Annotated in this window: 15 protein-coding genes and 1 pseudogene; 7 read left to right on the top strand and 9 right to left on the bottom strand. The window is 59.9% G+C overall.

The genetic code is table 11. From position 1 onward, the window contains the following. The 3 genes from ACTJKL_RS31570 to ACTJKL_RS31560 form a co-directional block, all read right to left on the bottom strand. Positions 1-227, bottom strand: a 227-nt coding sequence (locus ACTJKL_RS31570) for a LysR family transcriptional regulator (RefSeq protein ID WP_440852746.1), incomplete at its 3' end; no start/stop codon positions are given. 1016 nt (positions 228-1243) lie between these two features. Continuing rightward, entirely contained in the window at positions 1244-1618 is a 375-nt protein-coding gene (locus ACTJKL_RS31565; RefSeq protein ID WP_440854726.1) for a hypothetical protein, read from the bottom strand. A gap of 11 nt (positions 1619-1629) precedes the next feature. Further along, the gene (locus tag ACTJKL_RS31560; RefSeq protein WP_440854725.1) at positions 1630-2721 is read right to left on the bottom strand and encodes an alpha/beta fold hydrolase; all 1092 of its coding nucleotides are present in this window, start codon (positions 2719-2721) and stop codon (positions 1630-1632) included. Positions 2722-2816: 95 nt separating this feature from the next. Here ACTJKL_RS31560 and ACTJKL_RS31555 point away from each other — a divergent pair, with 95 nt between their 5' ends. Further along, positions 2817-3719, top strand: a complete 903-nt coding sequence (locus tag ACTJKL_RS31555) for a LysR family transcriptional regulator (RefSeq protein ID WP_440854724.1) — start codon at positions 2817-2819, stop codon at positions 3717-3719. Positions 3720-3803: 84 nt separating this feature from the next. Here ACTJKL_RS31555 and ACTJKL_RS31550 read toward each other — a convergent pair whose 3' ends face one another. Then, positions 3804-4544 (bottom strand): DUF2938 domain-containing protein, encoded by a 741-nt coding sequence (locus tag ACTJKL_RS31550; RefSeq protein ID WP_440854723.1) that lies wholly within the window; start codon positions 4542-4544, stop codon positions 3804-3806. Between the two features lie 282 nt (positions 4545-4826). On the opposite strand from ACTJKL_RS31550, the gene ACTJKL_RS31545 reads away from it, so the two are divergent. After that, the gene (locus ACTJKL_RS31545) at positions 4827-4982 is read left to right on the top strand and encodes an adenylate/guanylate cyclase domain-containing protein (RefSeq protein ID WP_379943380.1); all 156 of its coding nucleotides are present in this window, start codon (positions 4827-4829) and stop codon (positions 4980-4982) included. A gap of 402 nt (positions 4983-5384) precedes the next feature. Here ACTJKL_RS31545 and ACTJKL_RS31540 read toward each other — a convergent pair. The 3 genes from ACTJKL_RS31540 to ACTJKL_RS31530 form a co-directional block, all read right to left on the bottom strand. Next, positions 5385-6331 (bottom strand): IS630-like element ISRm2011-2 family transposase gene (locus ACTJKL_RS31540; RefSeq protein ID WP_011970797.1). Its coding sequence is split into 2 segments (ribosomal slippage): positions 5385-5992 and positions 5992-6331, totalling 948 coding nucleotides; the frame shifts between segments, so codons are not numbered across the junction. A 150-nt stretch (positions 6332-6481) separates the two neighbouring features. After that, complete coding sequence (locus ACTJKL_RS31535) at positions 6482-7474, bottom strand: Bug family tripartite tricarboxylate transporter substrate binding protein (RefSeq protein ID WP_440854722.1); 993 nt, start codon at positions 7472-7474, stop codon at positions 6482-6484. 404 nt (positions 7475-7878) lie between these two features. Further along, complete coding sequence (locus ACTJKL_RS31530) at positions 7879-9333, bottom strand: TrkH family potassium uptake protein (RefSeq protein WP_440854721.1); 1455 nt, start codon at positions 9331-9333, stop codon at positions 7879-7881. Between the two features lie 329 nt (positions 9334-9662). Here ACTJKL_RS31530 and ACTJKL_RS31525 point away from each other — a divergent pair. From ACTJKL_RS31525 to ACTJKL_RS31505, 5 genes and pseudogenes are all read left to right on the top strand, one after another. Beyond that, a pseudogene (locus ACTJKL_RS31525) lies at positions 9663-9839 on the top strand (low temperature requirement protein A); the annotation flags it as partial. A 56-nt stretch (positions 9840-9895) separates the two neighbouring features. Further along, positions 9896-10378, top strand: coding sequence for a hypothetical protein (locus tag ACTJKL_RS31520; RefSeq protein WP_440854720.1), 483 nt, complete (start codon positions 9896-9898; stop codon positions 10376-10378). A gap of 156 nt (positions 10379-10534) precedes the next feature. Then, entirely contained in the window at positions 10535-11125 is a 591-nt protein-coding gene (gene relB, locus ACTJKL_RS31515; RefSeq protein ID WP_440854719.1) for a type II toxin-antitoxin system RelB family anti-toxin, read from the top strand. Beyond that, positions 11118-12347 carry a type II toxin-antitoxin system HipA family toxin gene (locus tag ACTJKL_RS31510; RefSeq protein ID WP_440854718.1) on the top strand — a complete coding sequence of 410 codons (1230 nt, stop codon included), beginning with the start codon at positions 11118-11120 and terminating at the stop codon, positions 12345-12347. The genes relB and ACTJKL_RS31510 overlap by 8 nt, the downstream gene beginning before the upstream one ends. A 571-nt stretch (positions 12348-12918) precedes the next feature. Further along, on the top strand, positions 12919-13302 hold the full coding sequence (locus ACTJKL_RS31505; RefSeq protein WP_102764666.1) for a DUF4112 domain-containing protein: 384 nt from the start codon (positions 12919-12921) through the stop codon (positions 13300-13302). Between the two features lie 225 nt (positions 13303-13527). Here ACTJKL_RS31505 and ACTJKL_RS31500 read toward each other — a convergent pair whose 3' ends face one another. Both ACTJKL_RS31500 and ACTJKL_RS31495 read right to left on the bottom strand, forming a co-directional pair. After that, positions 13528-13815, bottom strand: a complete 288-nt coding sequence (locus ACTJKL_RS31500; protein ID WP_437412863.1) for a hypothetical protein — start codon at positions 13813-13815, stop codon at positions 13528-13530. Between the two features lie 437 nt (positions 13816-14252). Continuing rightward, the coding region (locus ACTJKL_RS31495) for a calcium-binding protein (protein ID WP_440854717.1) at positions 14253-14894 on the bottom strand (642 nt) is incomplete at its 5' end.

The following is a 14894-nucleotide window of genomic DNA, read 5'->3' as shown; positions in this document are numbered from 1 at the left end:
TCCTGCATCGCCCTCACGCGGTCCAGCAATATCTGCCCGTCCGGTGCGAGCTCGTATCCCGTCCGCGCCCTGACGAACAGCGCTCGTCCCGTGGCACGTTCCAGCGCCAGCATCCGTCGCCCAATGGTCGGCGCGCTGATCCCCGTCTTCTCAGCGGCACCCGCAAGCCCGCCTTGCTCGGCGACGTGCAAAAAGAGACGAAGATCTTCCCAGTTTTCGACTTTCATCCGGTTCGACTTTCATCCATGAAAGATGGCTTTCGTTCGCGCCTCTACAGTTGCATGGCCTCTCGAACCATTTTCCGGGTAACGCCAGATGCCCGGAGAAACGAGATGCTACTTGAATGGACGATCCTATATAGGGAGCTGGTAAGCCAACAGCGCAAAAAACGCTGCGACGCGTTCGCCGATCCACTCGACGGCGCCGAATGGGAAGGATTCGGCTGGCTCGTGAAATGGATCGCGAGGTCTCCGGCGCGCGGTTCGCAAGCCGGTGACCACGGAGGGAAGGGCACGCTCGATGAGACGTGCCGTGCGCAACCGTCCGCGGCGCCCTTGGGCTTGCCTGCGCCTAGCCCGCACGGCTCTCGCTGCGCACTGGAGTGAGCCCGTCCTCCTGCCGCGCTCTTACTCGATCGATGCGAACAAGCATCCAAGCAGCAAAAGTTTCCCCGGATCATCTGACATTGGGACAGTGCAATTATCGCTGCTGTCAGAAGGGTGAGCGCAAGCAATGGCCGCGATCCACACGATTACTTCGGCGCGTTTGAAAGGATGCACAGCTTCTCCTCCCACCGGAAAACGTCGATCTTCACGATCCGGCATATTCCTCGTCTCGAGGAGCTGGAGTCGATGTTCCTGGGGCGCTGAAGGAAATTAGGCGCGTGTTGCGAAAGGACGGGACGCTCTTCATTTCGATCGTTCACCCGCTGGCGGATTTGGAGCTCCTCGCCGTGTCCGGGCCTGGTGCGCCGTCGGAAACTCCCGCGACGTACTTCGATCGGCGCCGTTTCGAGACAAAGGTGGAGAGTAGGGGGCTGACAATGCATTTCGCCGGCTGGGCACAGCCGCTCGAAGGCTATGTTAGCGCTCTGGAATCCAGCGGCTTTGCAATCACGTCGCATCGCGAGCCCACTGCGGACCTAAGACAAGGGCGGGGTCATTTGATACGTTGGAGCAGGTTTCCCTTGTTTCTATGGTTAAAAGCTCGACCGCGCCCTAGCCAGGGCGGGAACTCGTTCGCCCTAGAATCGGTGCGAACGCCGCGCGGTCGCATGCAGCAGCGTGATGTTGATGCCCGCCAGCAGGATGAGGCCGAGCTTCCACGGCAGGTAAGGTTCGCGGCATACGCGCGCGCGTTCACGGCGAACATCAGCGGCCCCGCTCCGATTGCGAAGCAGAGGCAGATGGCAGCAATGGGCAGGACGAGGTTGGCGAGGCCGGCGACGGGTAGCTTTTGCAGCGACGCCCAGGAGACGGAGATCGAGCACCGCTATGCCGCCGAACAGAAGCGCGATCCCTAGCACATGGATGAGGTTGATGATGGGAAAAGGCCATACTCCGGAGCGCATCCACGCGCTGGAAGATAGGCTCTCCAGATAGACGAATACGGCCTCCACGATGGGCGTCCTCAGTGAGCCGCTCGGGTCTTCGGGGGGTGCTCGAGCGTGCGGATTACCTCAGCGACAAAGCTGCGGCGCCCCCGCTCCGGCCTGTCGAGATGAACATAGTGCGTCGCCTCGGGTATTGTGACCATGCGAACGCTTGACGCCTTCCTCAAATCCTGCGCCAGCGTGGTCACGTCCTCGGGCCGGCTCCAGAAATCATTGGCCGATCGGATGACCAGCACATGCGCGGCGATCGGACCAGCATCCCATAGCTTGTGCCCCGAAGCGAGTTCGAAGGAATCTGCCATCGCTCCCGAAGGCGCTCGGAATGAAGGCGGGTTGCGACTGCGCGAGGACGGATCAGAGGCAAGCGCCGCGGCTTGATAGGCCTCCGCCACCTTCGGGTCGCGCCAGGCAGCCTTGTCCTCGATCGGAATCGAGCGGTCCCACGATGGCAGGAGGGAGGCAGCAGTGTTCAACCGATAAGCCCCAAAGCGCTGGATGTTGAACTGGTCGGGGTTGTTTGGGTCCGCCATACCCGAACCAGGTCCCAGGGTCTTGTGACCGGCGTGCACGCCGTAGAGGCTATTGTATAGCACGAGATGGCTCACCTCGCTGGGTTTCTGGCTAGCATACATGCCCGCCCAGTGGCCGCCGGTGGCCCAGCCCAGCAGGGCAACTTGCGAGACGCCTGTCCTTGCCTGAACGGCATCGACCACGGCGCCGACGTCACGAACAACCATGTCGGAGCGGACGAGGGGCTGGCCATCCTGGCTGCCGTCCTGCCCGTGCCGACTTGAGCCACCGTAACCGCGCGCATCCATGATGAAGACCCGGTGTCCCGCACGAACCAGGTCCACCGCGAGAGAGCCGCCTTCAACCGGAAGATCAAAGGTGGCAACGCCCGGGACGCGCGCGCCGTGAAGAAGCACGATGGGAGGCTTTCCGGACGGACCCTCGGTATCACTCACCTCCCGGACCGCAAGCTTAACGCCCGGGTCGCTGATGACAGTGAAGTCTCGGCGGGCGATTTCCGCTTGAGCGGCGCCACCCAGAAGAGTGGCCCCAATGAGGACCGGTCCGGTCAGACGTGGAATCATGGACTGCGAACGCATAAGAAACTCCCGCTTTGCTATTCTCGCCTCTTGACTTGGCACCTGCGTTCGATGTCTTCCAATATCAATTGCCGCTTTATTGAGATGATTGCGATATGAGCGTTGATCTGCACCACTTGCGCCACTTCGTGGCAGTCGCCGAGGAACTGCATTTCGGGAGGGCGGCCGCCCGTCTCCACATGGCCCAGCCGCCGCTCTCGCAGTCGATCAGGCGCCTTGAGGAAGCGCTCGGCTTTCCGCTCTTCGTGCGCACACAACGCCGCGTCGAGCTGACCCCTGCAGGCCAAGTGTTTCTAACGGAGGCTCGACGCACGCTGCAGCAAATGGACGAAGGCGTGCGGATGGCGCGACGCGCCGCATCGGAGGATCTGGCCGAGATTTCGATTACCTTCACGAGCGCCGCGCTCTACCGTGTATTGCCCGCTGCGCTCCGCGCCTACCGCGAACGTTTTCCGATGGTTGACGTTCGGCTGGATGAACGGTCGACCGACGCGCAACTCGCAGGATTGCAGGACGGCTCGATCGACGTGGGTTTCGTCACGCCACCGTTGAAGGGAATGTCGGGACTAGAGGTCGAGATGATCGATCGCGACCGTTTCTGCCTCGCAGTTCCGGCATCGAGTTCGCTTTGCAACCAGAGCCCGATCGGCTTGGCCGAACTCTCGGACGAGTCGTTCGTGCTCTTTCCATATGCGCAAGGACCTTCGCTCCACGGTCGGCTGATGAGCGCCTGCCGGCAGGCCGGCTTCGTGCCTCGCGTGCGTCAGGAGGCGCGGCAGATGCACACGATCCTGAGCTTGGTAGCGGCCGGTATGGGCGTAGCTTTCGTGCCCGAGGGAGCGCGTTCGATGCGGGTGGACGGTGCTACAATGGTTCCGCTGGTGGGGATGCCCGACGACCTCACCTGGGATCTCGCGATGGTATGGAAGCCACGCAGCGCCCGTCGGTCGATCATCGAGTTTCTGCGGACGGTCAGATCCCTATCGCCGTGCGAGTGACCTCTTCGTCGCGCGGCGGGTTCGCCGGCGAGGGGACGGAAGGACGTATTCAAGTCGCTCCTTCCACTTAGACCCCTTCAGCACTTACCCCGGCAGCACGCTGGCGGAGATCAGCGCCGAAGCGTATAAGCCGATGCCGAATGAAATGTGAGCGATAAGGCTCCGCAAACGCGAGACGTTGGGTCGTGGTGTTCTCCTCGCCGCGATCCCCGCACCCATCCCAGGCTGCAGGAGCAGGAACGGCGCGGCGATCGTTGCAACGCCGACAAGCAGCGCCGGACCGGGCGTTGGATCGTGGGCCCACTCTATGCCCCACACCGCCAGCAGAACCGCGGCAAAGACTACCCCGGCCGCATAGTGGGCGAACCAGCCGAGCGCCGCTTCTTCTCGGATTGGCCGCGCAGCGGTAATGTTGTCATGGGTGAACCGGCCCAGGCGGAGATGGCCCATCCAGCGACCAAGAAGTGCGTAGTTCAGCGGCGGCACTCCGAAAAGGTGCTTCTGCACTGCAGCCCACATATCCATGAGAAGAGTGGCTCCGCCTCCGATCAGAAGCGCGGTCAGGGCAAAGGTCAGCACGACGCTCATCGTCTTTCTCCTGTGGCTTGTCGCTGGGGAGGGTGTCCGGCCCCAATGTTGGGGGGCATTGCCGTGTCTATGTCGCCAGATCGCGACCAACAGGGCCGCCACGGCGGCCACGCCGTGGGCTCCAGCCGCCGTTGCGAACGCTCTGGCATAGCTGTCGGTGGTGTCGGCGCCGGCCGCTGCCACCGCCATCAGGAGCGCAAATCCCACCGTTGGACCGACTTCCATTGCGGTGTTCATCACGCCGCCCGCAAGGCACATTTGCCCTTGCGAGACATTGTCCGCAGCCAACACGGCGGCGCCCGAGAAGACGAGGGCGATGCCGCACGAGAACCGTGAGATACGCGATCCATGGCAATAGACCGGCGCTGGCCGCGAGCCCGAGGACGGATACGGCGATCGGAAGGACGAGAGCCCAAGGCCAATTGACGAAGCTCGCCACCATACCGGACAAGATGATACCCAGCGCCGTGACGATTCATCGGCATAGCCAGTGGTCCGGTCGTCGCACTCGGTATAGGAGTGAAGAAGTTCTTCTATGATGTCTGGGGCGATGCGGTGAATGTGGCATCGCGGATGGAAACAACAGGCGTGCCCGGCCGCATTCAAGTTTCTCCTGAGATCTATGCGCAGTTGATCGATCAATTCGAGTTCGAATGTCGGGGACTGTCAATGTGAAGGGCAAAGGCAGATTAACGACATGGCTCCTGGCCCGCCCAAAGACCGGGTGTTCAAACGGTTAGCTGATTTTGCGAGAGAGATTCACCTTCTGTTAACGCGCCCCCTGGGGCGCGAAGTAGAGAAATGTTCCTGTTTGTGCTTTTAAGATCGGATAATGTATCGAGTTGAATGGCATCGTGAGTGAGCCGCTTGAGATAGTATAAGCCCCACAATAGCCGCGGCAACCAACGCCGCTCTCGGCCGCCACGCGGTGAGCGGTTGCCGCTCGACTGCTCGGCGTCAGCGGACATTGTTATGACTGTTCATTCCGTTCCCCAGGGGGAACAGAACCTTGTTTCAGCTTTACTGGCCGGACCGAATGGTCGATCTGCAGACAGCTCGCACTAGAGCGGTATGTATTTAAGCCCGTTCATATCCCGCCTCTTTGAAGTAGGCTGCGCATTCCTGTGGGGTGACGGCTTGGAGAATGTGGCGCAGTTCGTCATGGATTGCATCGCGTGATCTGGCCTGTGCCTCACGCAACCAGTGCTTGATTTTGGCGAAGAGCTTTTCGATCGGATTGAGATCGGGGGAATATTTCGGCAGAAAGAACAGGCGGGCGCCGGCCTTACGGATGGCGGCGCGGATCTCCTGACCCTTATGGGAGCCGAGATTGTCCAGGATGACGATGTCGCCGGCTTTGAGTTCCGGCACCAGAACTTGCTGGACATAGATGCGGAAGCGTTCGCCATTGATCGGGCCATCGAGGATAAAGGGAGCGCTGACGCGGTCGGCCCTGAGTGCGGCGACAAAGGTCATGGTGTTCCAATGGCCGAAGGGGGCGTAGCCCACCAGTCGTTCGCCGCGAGGCGCCCAGCCCCGCAGCGGCGCCATGTTCGTCTTCGTCCAGGTCTCATCGATGAAAACGAGGCGGGCGGGATCAATTCCGGGGCAGTGCTTCAGCCATCGTGCCCGGTGGCGGGCGACGTCGGGCCGCTCCCGTTCGCTGGCGACCAGCGTCTTTTTTTATAACTCAACCCCTCTTCGTGCACGAAGGTCCAGACGGCGCGATAATCCACCTTCAGGCCGCGCTCGCTCAACTCGGCGACAAGTCCGTGCAGCGTGAAGTCGCGCTCGCGGCAGCGGCAAAGCAGCCAAGCCCGGTGCGGACCGGAAAGCTTGCGGGGCTTGTGCCCACCCATCTGGCCGGGTGCGGCGCTGCCCGTCTCGCGAAACCGCCGCACCCAATCGATCGCGGTGCTGATGCCGATGCCGAAGCGCTTGGCCGCTGCCCGGCACGATAGGCCCTCGCCCGTCACCGCATCGACAACGCGTTCCCGAAGATCATTCGAAAAAGGTCTCGCCATAAAGGCCGGCCTCCTTCACCGGCCTGAATGGTGAATCTGATTTGCGCAGAAAAAGGAATCCCCTTTCCGATTCCGCCTAAATGCATCCCGCTCTAGCTCGTTTCACGGATCATTGAAACCGTAAGTGGCGGTAGGCGCGACAGCTGCAGATCAATCCATTTGGATGTTGGCGTCGCGGACGACAGGGGTCCATTTGGCAAGCTCGGCTTTGACGTGGGCGGCGAGCTCCTCGGGCGTCGAACCTACGATCTTGGCGCTGAATTCCTCCATGCGTTTCTGCACCGCCGGATCGGCCATGGCCTTCTTCGCAGCTTCGTTGAGGCGGGCGATCACCGGTTGTGGCGTGTTGGCGGGAGCGAAGAGCGCGTTCCAGGTGTAGGTCTCGTAACCGGGAATGCCCGACTCTGCGATGGTCGGAATGTCGGGGAAGGACGATGCGCGTTCTGCCGTCGTGACAGCAAGCGCGCGGAGGGTGCCAGCTTTGATATGACCGGATGACGAGGGGAGATTGTCGAACATGATTGGCACCTGATTGCCGATCACGTCGTTCAGTGCCGGGCCGGAGCCCTTGTAGGGAATATGCTGCATCTCGACGCCGGCCATCTTTTTGAAGAGCTCGCCGGAGAGATGAAGCGGTGTTCCGTTGCCGGAGGAGGCGTAGGCATACGTCTCGGGGTCAGCTTTCAAGAGTGCCAGCAATTCCTGAACCGTCTTGGCCGGCAGTTCCGGATTGACCACCAGGACGTTCGGAACCACGACCAGAAGCGAGATCGGTGCGAAATCCTTTTCGGGATCGTAGGGTTTGGTTTTCAGGATGAGCGGGTTCAGCGCATGGGTCGCTACTGTCGCCATCAGGATCGTATAGCCATCGGGATCGGCGCGGGCAACGTTTGCGGCGCCGAGATTACCGCCAGCGCCAGCAACGTTCTGGACGATCACCTGCTGGCCGAGATCGTCGGACATTTTCTGGGCGATGATCCGCGCAACCACGTCGGTCGAACCTCCGGCAGCAAAGGGAACGACGAGCGTTACCGTCCGATCCGGAAACTCTTGCGCTTGCGCCGCCGAGCCAAGCGCGAGCGCCGAACAGAAAGCAAACCCGGCCGCCATAGCGGCGCGACGGGCCAAGCTTGAAAATGCCATGCGGAAATCCTCCCGATCTTGTGGACGATGGATGCAGGCTGAGGCCGGCTGTCCTAACAATACGGCGGAGTTCCGGTCACGCAATGGCCGTCGATACGATTGTCTGTGAATGGCGCAAATATCGCATCCTCACTGTTCTCCGGCCACGACGGCCGGCATAGGCACCCGGTACTCGTGCGGGGGGCAGGCCAGGTGCTTTGCGCCACGCCGCGAGCGCCGCCATTACAGGAAAGGCCGCACCAGCGGCCATGCAACCAATGCGTAGGCGACAACGCTGAGGATGGTCCCTATGAGTCGGCCGACGAGTTCGTAAGGATCTCGCTGATGGGCGGTCATCTGGTTCTCCAATAAAACAGTGGTTATCTGCCGTGGTAGCATGCAACCGCTTGTCGGTCACTAATTTGTCACTGCTTCCAGAACACTGGTGTCAGGATGACAAGCACGGTCAGCACCTCAAGTCGGCCCATCATCATCATGAGTGAAAGCAGATAGAGTTCCGGATCTTCCAGCGTCGAGAAGTTTCCGGCTGGGCCAACGATGCTGCCGAGACCGGGACCGACATTGGAAAGGCAGGTGATGACCGAGGACACGGCGGTGAGAAAGTCGTAGCCCAAGGCAGCCATCGCAAGGCTGCCGAAAATCCAGAGGAGGATATAGGTGACAAAAAACAGGAGGATCGCCCGCAAAGTGTCCAGATCAAGGGAATTTCGGCCGTAGCGGACAGGGTAAACTGCCGCCGGATAAATGAGTTTGCGCAAGCCAGAGTGGATGGCGCTGAAGAGAACGATAAAGCGGTAGGCCTTGATGCCGCCGGCGGTGGATCCGGAACACCCGCCCATGAAGGTCGCGATGAACGCGGCCATCACGACGAATGGTCCCCAAAGCTGGTAGTCCTCGCTCATGTAACCCGCAGTCGAGAGAATCGAGCTGAAGTTGAAGAATGAGTGGGCCAATGCGATGTGAAACTCGACGCCATTCGTCAAACGGTGATAAATCGCCACCGAAAGAGCGAAGACCGTCAGATAGGCGAGAAAAACGAAGATCTGAGGATCACGCAAGGCGTCGAGCCGACCGCGTGCAACGAACACGATGAGGATCGAAAAGGGCAGGCTGCACAAGGTCATGAAGAACGTTGCCGTCCACAGGAGCGGAATGCTGCCGAAATAGGCGAATGATGCATCATGAGTCGAAAAACCGCCGGTGGCAACCGTCGACATGGCGTGATTGATCGCATCGAACCGGTTCATCCCGGTCAGGTTGTAGCCGATTGCACAAAGGAGCGTAATGCCAACGTATACGGTGAAAAACGCCCGGCTGAAGGTGGCGAGGCGGGCAAATGGCTTTTCGTTTGTATCGGAGGATTCCATCTTGAAGAAGGACATTCCCCCGACCCGCAGGTACGGGATGATGAACAATCCCAGGACGACAATTCCGACGCCTCCAAGCCAGCAGATGAGCGATCGCCAGATCAGGATGCCGGGCGGGGCATCGTCCAGTCCGACAATCACCGTCGATCCGGTCGTGGTAATCGCTGACACGGACTCGAAAAGCGCCTGCGCGAAGTCGAGATCGAGTGAGGATAGCCACAGCGGTAAGGCACCGATCAACGCGAAAGCCGACCATAGAACGTTGACGAGGAGAAAGCCGAATTTCTTCGAGAACGGAGGCGGCCCAGCACGGGTTGCCATGAAAGTCGCAGCAGAAAGGCCGCTGGTAACGAAAGCAGCGGCCGCGAAGACCTGCCAATCCGGATGGCCATAATAGAGGTCTAGCATCGCTGGAATCAGCATCGCGGCCGAAAGGTAGAGGCCGAGAATCGCGGCAATGTGGATGGCGTGCCGGATCAGGGAAGCGTTCAATCTCGTGGCCTCCCGTAGTTGGCGATGGTAATCAGTTGGCTACGATCCAGAGTTCGGCCACTGGATAGCCAAAGTCAAATGGGAGCGCCGATTTGAAATCAACATTTACACAGAACTTATCGAGCCTCAGCCAGTATGTGGGCAGGGCCAGCTCCTATGATACCGATAGACTTAGATTGCTGTGGCTGCGTAGATCAGGTGATGAAGCTGCCATCGCCACGATGTCAGTGCCGAGGGTCTATCGGTTATCCCAAGCCAACCCTCGTGCGTTTCTTATTCACGTGCTGAGCGCCCTATATATCGCTGCTTCTCATCCTTACGGGGGTTCCATGGCTCAAAACCACCCGCACTGGCTCCGGAAAGAAAATACGGATCAGACGAAGGCGAGCTTTCCTGAACTCTTTTTCGATCTCGTTTTTGTTTTCGCCCTGATTCAGCTTTCCGAGAGCCTTTCGGAAGATTTCGGCCTTGGCATCTCCGCTGAAGCAGTGCTCTTCATCTTCGCAGGCGGCGCCGTTGGAAGCTGGCGCCTGCACGGTTTGCAGTAAATGAGGAAACCAGTATGCGCGACAATCTCGCGATCCGGCTGACGGATTGCCGTATCAGAGCGCGCGATGCTGTCCGGTCTTATCGGCTGCATGGTGATGTGGTGCGCGTCTTCCATGACGTCGGCATTGTCATCCTTGAGCCCCTGCGGATCGCGTCCTACCTGTTCGGACATCTGGACGGGATGAACGATACCGGTACGCTCTGCGAAGTGGCGCCTGAGCTACCGACCGAGGATCGTGCCTTTGTCACTGCCATTGGCCGGTTGGTGGACCAGCTGCGCACGCTATGGGGCACTCGGGGGAAATGGGAAAGCTACAATGCGCTGGCCGATGTCGGGGCGGTAGGCTTCCGGCTTTTCGAGGAATTCGGCCTGCATGCGCGGCCGCAACCGGACGGGCGAGCCTACATCAATGTCCCCTTTACAGCAGACACTATACCGGCAGGGTCTGCGCAGGTTGATCTGCTGCGCGCACTGATGGGTGGCTATAGGAGCTGATGGATATCTGTGAGTCCCAAGACTGCAATCTGATATATATAATTCTATATATGTCAGCATTTTTGATACGGTTTTGTATATCGAAATTGCGTCGCTCTGAGAATCCTCTTATATATTATCCTGTATGTTTCGCATCGTGCGATACAGGATAATGATATGGCATATAAAACGGAGCATATAAGGCAGCAGCTGCGCGCTGCGCGCGAAGCGCAGAAAATGAGCCAGCGCGAGCTGAGCGCACGATCGGGCCTGACGCAAAGCCATATTTCTCAGATAGAACGGGGCACCATGGAGCCCGGACTTGGCAGCCTAGTGGATGTGGCGCGCGCGCTCGACCTCGAGATCGTCCTTGTCCCGAAAAAACTGATGCCGGCAATGCGCAATATCCTCGATAATGCATCGGCATCGAGTGATGTCGTGACATCCGACCAGCGCAAACTGGTGGGGCGCCTTGAGCGGTGGTTTGCGCAGCACCGGGGCGGGTTCGGTAGTGCTTCCGAGGCAGATACATTCAAAGATAGCCTCGCGCTCTTACGGCATCTTCCTCTGTCGGCCGAGGAGATGGACACATTCAACGAGGCGACTGCACGCCTCGACCGGTGGCAGGCTGATCCTCCGTCCCGTCAGGAGCTGAGCAGGATCGCACATGTCGTCAGACACCTACGCAATGGCGCGGTGCACCGCGAGCGTGACGACGCGGTCCCTCGCTCGGCCTATGCGCTGGATGAGGACGACGATCATGCCTAAGGTCACGGTACTCGATGTCAGGCTGTATGGGGAACCGGTTGCGACCCTGACGAATCTGCAGGACGGGCGCACCATCTTCGCGTTCAACGATGCTTATATCGAAGACGAAAAGCGGCCGACGCTTAGCCTGTCCCTGAAAGACCCGTTCGGGGCGCTCATCACGAAGTTCAGGCCGTACAACATGGTAGTCCCGCCCTTCTTCTCGAACCTACTGCCGGAAGGACCGCTGCGCAAATACCTCGCTGATCGTGCGGGTGTGAAGCCGTCGCGGGAATTCTTCCTGCTCTGGATGCTCGGCCGCGACCTGCCTGGGGCTGTGACGGTGCATCCCTCCGAAGCGGATGACGCGCCTCTGGATGACGGGCAGGCTATCGTCGAAGCGCGGCCGAACGCGCTGCGCTTTTCGCTGGCGGGTGTGCAGCTGAAGTTCTCGGCCTTTAAGAACGACAAAAAGGGCGGCGGCTTGACCATTCCGGCCGAGGGCACAGGTGGCTCGTGGATCGTGAAGCTGCCGTCTCAGCAATATAGCGGCGTGCCCGAGAATGAGTTCGCGATGATGACCATCGCCCGCATGATGGGTATGGACGTGCCTGAGCTCCAGCTGGTTGATCTCGACGCTGTAAGCGGTCTTCCGCAGGGGGTGGGTGAACTGCACGGGCAGGCGCTGGCGATCAAGCGTTTTGACCGCACGCCGGAGGGAGCGGTGCATATCGAGGACTTTGCGCAAGTCTTCGGCGTCTTTCCCGACCACAAATACGATAAGGGCAATTACCGGGTGATCGGCCGCGTGCTGGGGATCGAAACCAGCACGGCCGACGTGGCGGAGTTCATCCGGCGTCTAGTCTTCAGCACGCTAATCGGCAATGGCGACATGCACCTGAAGAACTGGTCGCTCATCTATCCTGATCGCCGCACCCCTGCGCTCTCGCCAGCGTATGACTTGTTGTCGACTATCCCTTACATCGAGGGGGAAGATACGGCGGCGCTCAATTTCTCCCGCACAAAAAAGATGGCAGCGCTGTCGAAGGACGAGCTGGCGCATCTGGCTGCGAAAGCGGAGCTTTCCGAAAAGCTGGTGATCGACACGGCGCGCGAGACGGTTGAACGTTTTAGGGCGGCATGGGATGCGGAAAAGAAAAACCTGCCGATGGCCGCCAAGGTCGCCGACACGATCGATACGCACGCACCGACGGTCGAGCTGTATCGTGAGTTCGCGAAGTAGTGCCTTGCCGCTTGGCATCAACTTACGAGCCTTGCTGTATATTCAAGGCTTTAGCCCATCCAAACAGGATGACCGTTGGTTCGAATCCCCTCACGTCAGGATTTTTGTCAACGGTCCATTCAGGTGTCATCGAGTTCTTCTTTGTAGCCGGATCCACGGTCTGAGCCCATAGCAACTGCCGGCCCGTCCTCGGTCCTATACAACTCACATCAGGTCGCCGTTCTCAGCGACTGCACTATTCTCCCGCTTTCGGGGCCCGGGCTCAGGAGAACAGGGCCAAACTCAAGATCGGCGGCGCCAACGCGGCGTATTGCCTTCTGACTGCTGCGACCTCGCGCATCAGGACTAAATGCACGTTCTATCGACACCGCACCTGGACGCAGCTCAAAATCCAACCTCGATCCGAAGCGCTTCATCATCCGCACGGTCCCCGCGCTTTTGGCAAAGACGATCGCTTGGGAGGATTACTGCGATGGGCGGCGTCCGCTTGAGCAGGCGATCAAGCGGCTCGGCAAGCAGAAGTCGGCCGCATGACATTTGAACGGCGGCGTGTTGGGACCACATAAGAAGAATGAAAAAGCAGACGATACCGATTGAGCAACTCGCACGCCTCCGGCGTATACGGGGCCTGGCCCGGCTTATGGACACGGCGCTCCGAATTCCCGGCACCCGCGTCTCGCTCGGCGCGGACTCCGTGCTCGGCTTGATCCCCGGCATCGGCGATTTCAGCGCTGCGGCGGTCAGCCTCTTCATCGTCAACGAGGCGCGCCGTCTCGGCGTGCCGAACGACAAGCTTCTCAAGATGCTGGTCAATGTAGGATTCGACACGGTCGCGGGGAGCGTTCCGGTGGTCGGCGACGTCTTCGACGTCTATTTCAAGTCCAACCGCCGCAATCTCCAACTGGTGCTCGACCACTTCGGACTCGATCACGCTGACCTTGATCGATCGCGATGAAAAACGGCCGCCGGCCGGAACGGTCATAGAACACCGCGGCATTGTCCTGAACTTCGCGCAGGCCTTGTAGGAGGCGTGGCGCTTCTCCACGCAGCAAAAGCCTTTTTATTTGTTCTATGCAGATCGATGCGGACCAAAGCTGGAGCTGCTCAGCGCATGGAGGCGAGCGAAACCATTAGCAAGTCGGCAGATGATGTTGGCCGTGGCCTACTGGGCTTCGGACCGTTACTGTTGTTCTGGCAACTCGTCTGGACGGATCACGGGCGTTCTTCCGACGTCAGGAGCAGGCTCGACCATTTCGGTGTCGCCGACTGTTGGCGGCTTCAGAACTCCGTCGCAATCATCAAGTTTTTCTGTGAGCGTCCCCCGATTGGCGCCCGCACCCGGAGCGACGCTGCAACGCTCATTCTGCGCGCCAGTTCCGGGGTCGTTGGAGAGTGCTGACGTTGTGAACAGGGCGGCGATTGCAAGCAATGGGGCGGCGACGAAATCTCTGGTCAGTTTGTACCTCATAGGACTCGTCCTTCAGTTTAGGCGCCGCGGAGTTGCAGCCCTTCCGCGGCGATAGAGCCTTGAAGTTGGGATCTCTAGAAACCCGAGCTCGCCAGCAATAGTTCCGCTGAGTAGCTGCCAAGCGAACGCCAGTCACAGACAGCCCGTAATGGATGGAGCGGCCTCTCGGAGGAACCATTTGGCGATCGCCATTCGCGACGCGTTGCTGACGCCTGCGCTTAACCGGAGCGGCGAGCGTGCCGTTTGCTTCGATGCTACGCCGCTGATGTTCGCCTTGTGCTCACACTTGGCGCATAGGTAAGGCAAGCTGCTACCGGGCAGAGCAAGAAGTCGGGCAGCCGTAGCACTGTACGGCGAGTTGATTGCCGAGCCATGTGCAGAGCAAACGTCAAATCGCCGCGCTGATGCTCGCGGCGCTCGAAGTTTCACCCACTCGATCAAGCGAATAGAAAATCGGCGCTGCTGAAATGCGAGGCGGCGAGGGTATTCGTCGGATCGTCGACATGGATCGACAGCGCATTGCCCGTGGAATCGTAGCCCTTCAACATCACGTCTCCGCTGGCGTCATTATACCCAAAAATTGTGCCGGCGGCGCCGGAGGCTGAATATTGCTTGATGCCTAATTTCTCCAGGACAAATAGATCCGTGCCGTCCTGGAAGTCCATCACGGAGTCCCGTCCGACGAGCGAACCCGCGCCCTTGAAGACGAAGCGGTCGGCATCGGCGCCACCCCACAGGATGTCGCTTCCCGCGTCGCCAAGCAGGGTATCTCTGCCCGCGTCGCCGCGAAGCGTGTCGTTTCCGTCTCCGGCAATGACAAGGTCGTTGCCGAGGCCGCCAGCAAGCACGTCGTCGCCAGCTTCGCCCGTCAGGATATCGTCTCCGGCATCCCCGAATGCCCGATCGTTGCCGGCGCCTGCGGCAATCCGATCGTTACCGTTACCGCCGTGGGCTTCGTCGATGCCGCCCTCGGAGTCGAGCACGTCATTCCCATCACCGCCATCGAGGTAGTTGTTCCCGTCGCCGCCATCGACGATGTCGTCGCCGATGCCGCCATAGACCCGGTCGTTTCCGGATTG

The sequence above is a fragment of the Sinorhizobium sp. 22678 genome, from assembly GCF_052044265.1.
Classification (GTDB): Bacteria; Pseudomonadota; Alphaproteobacteria; order Rhizobiales; family Rhizobiaceae; genus Sinorhizobium; species Sinorhizobium meliloti_A.
This window is presented reverse-complemented; position numbering and strand designations above follow the sequence as displayed.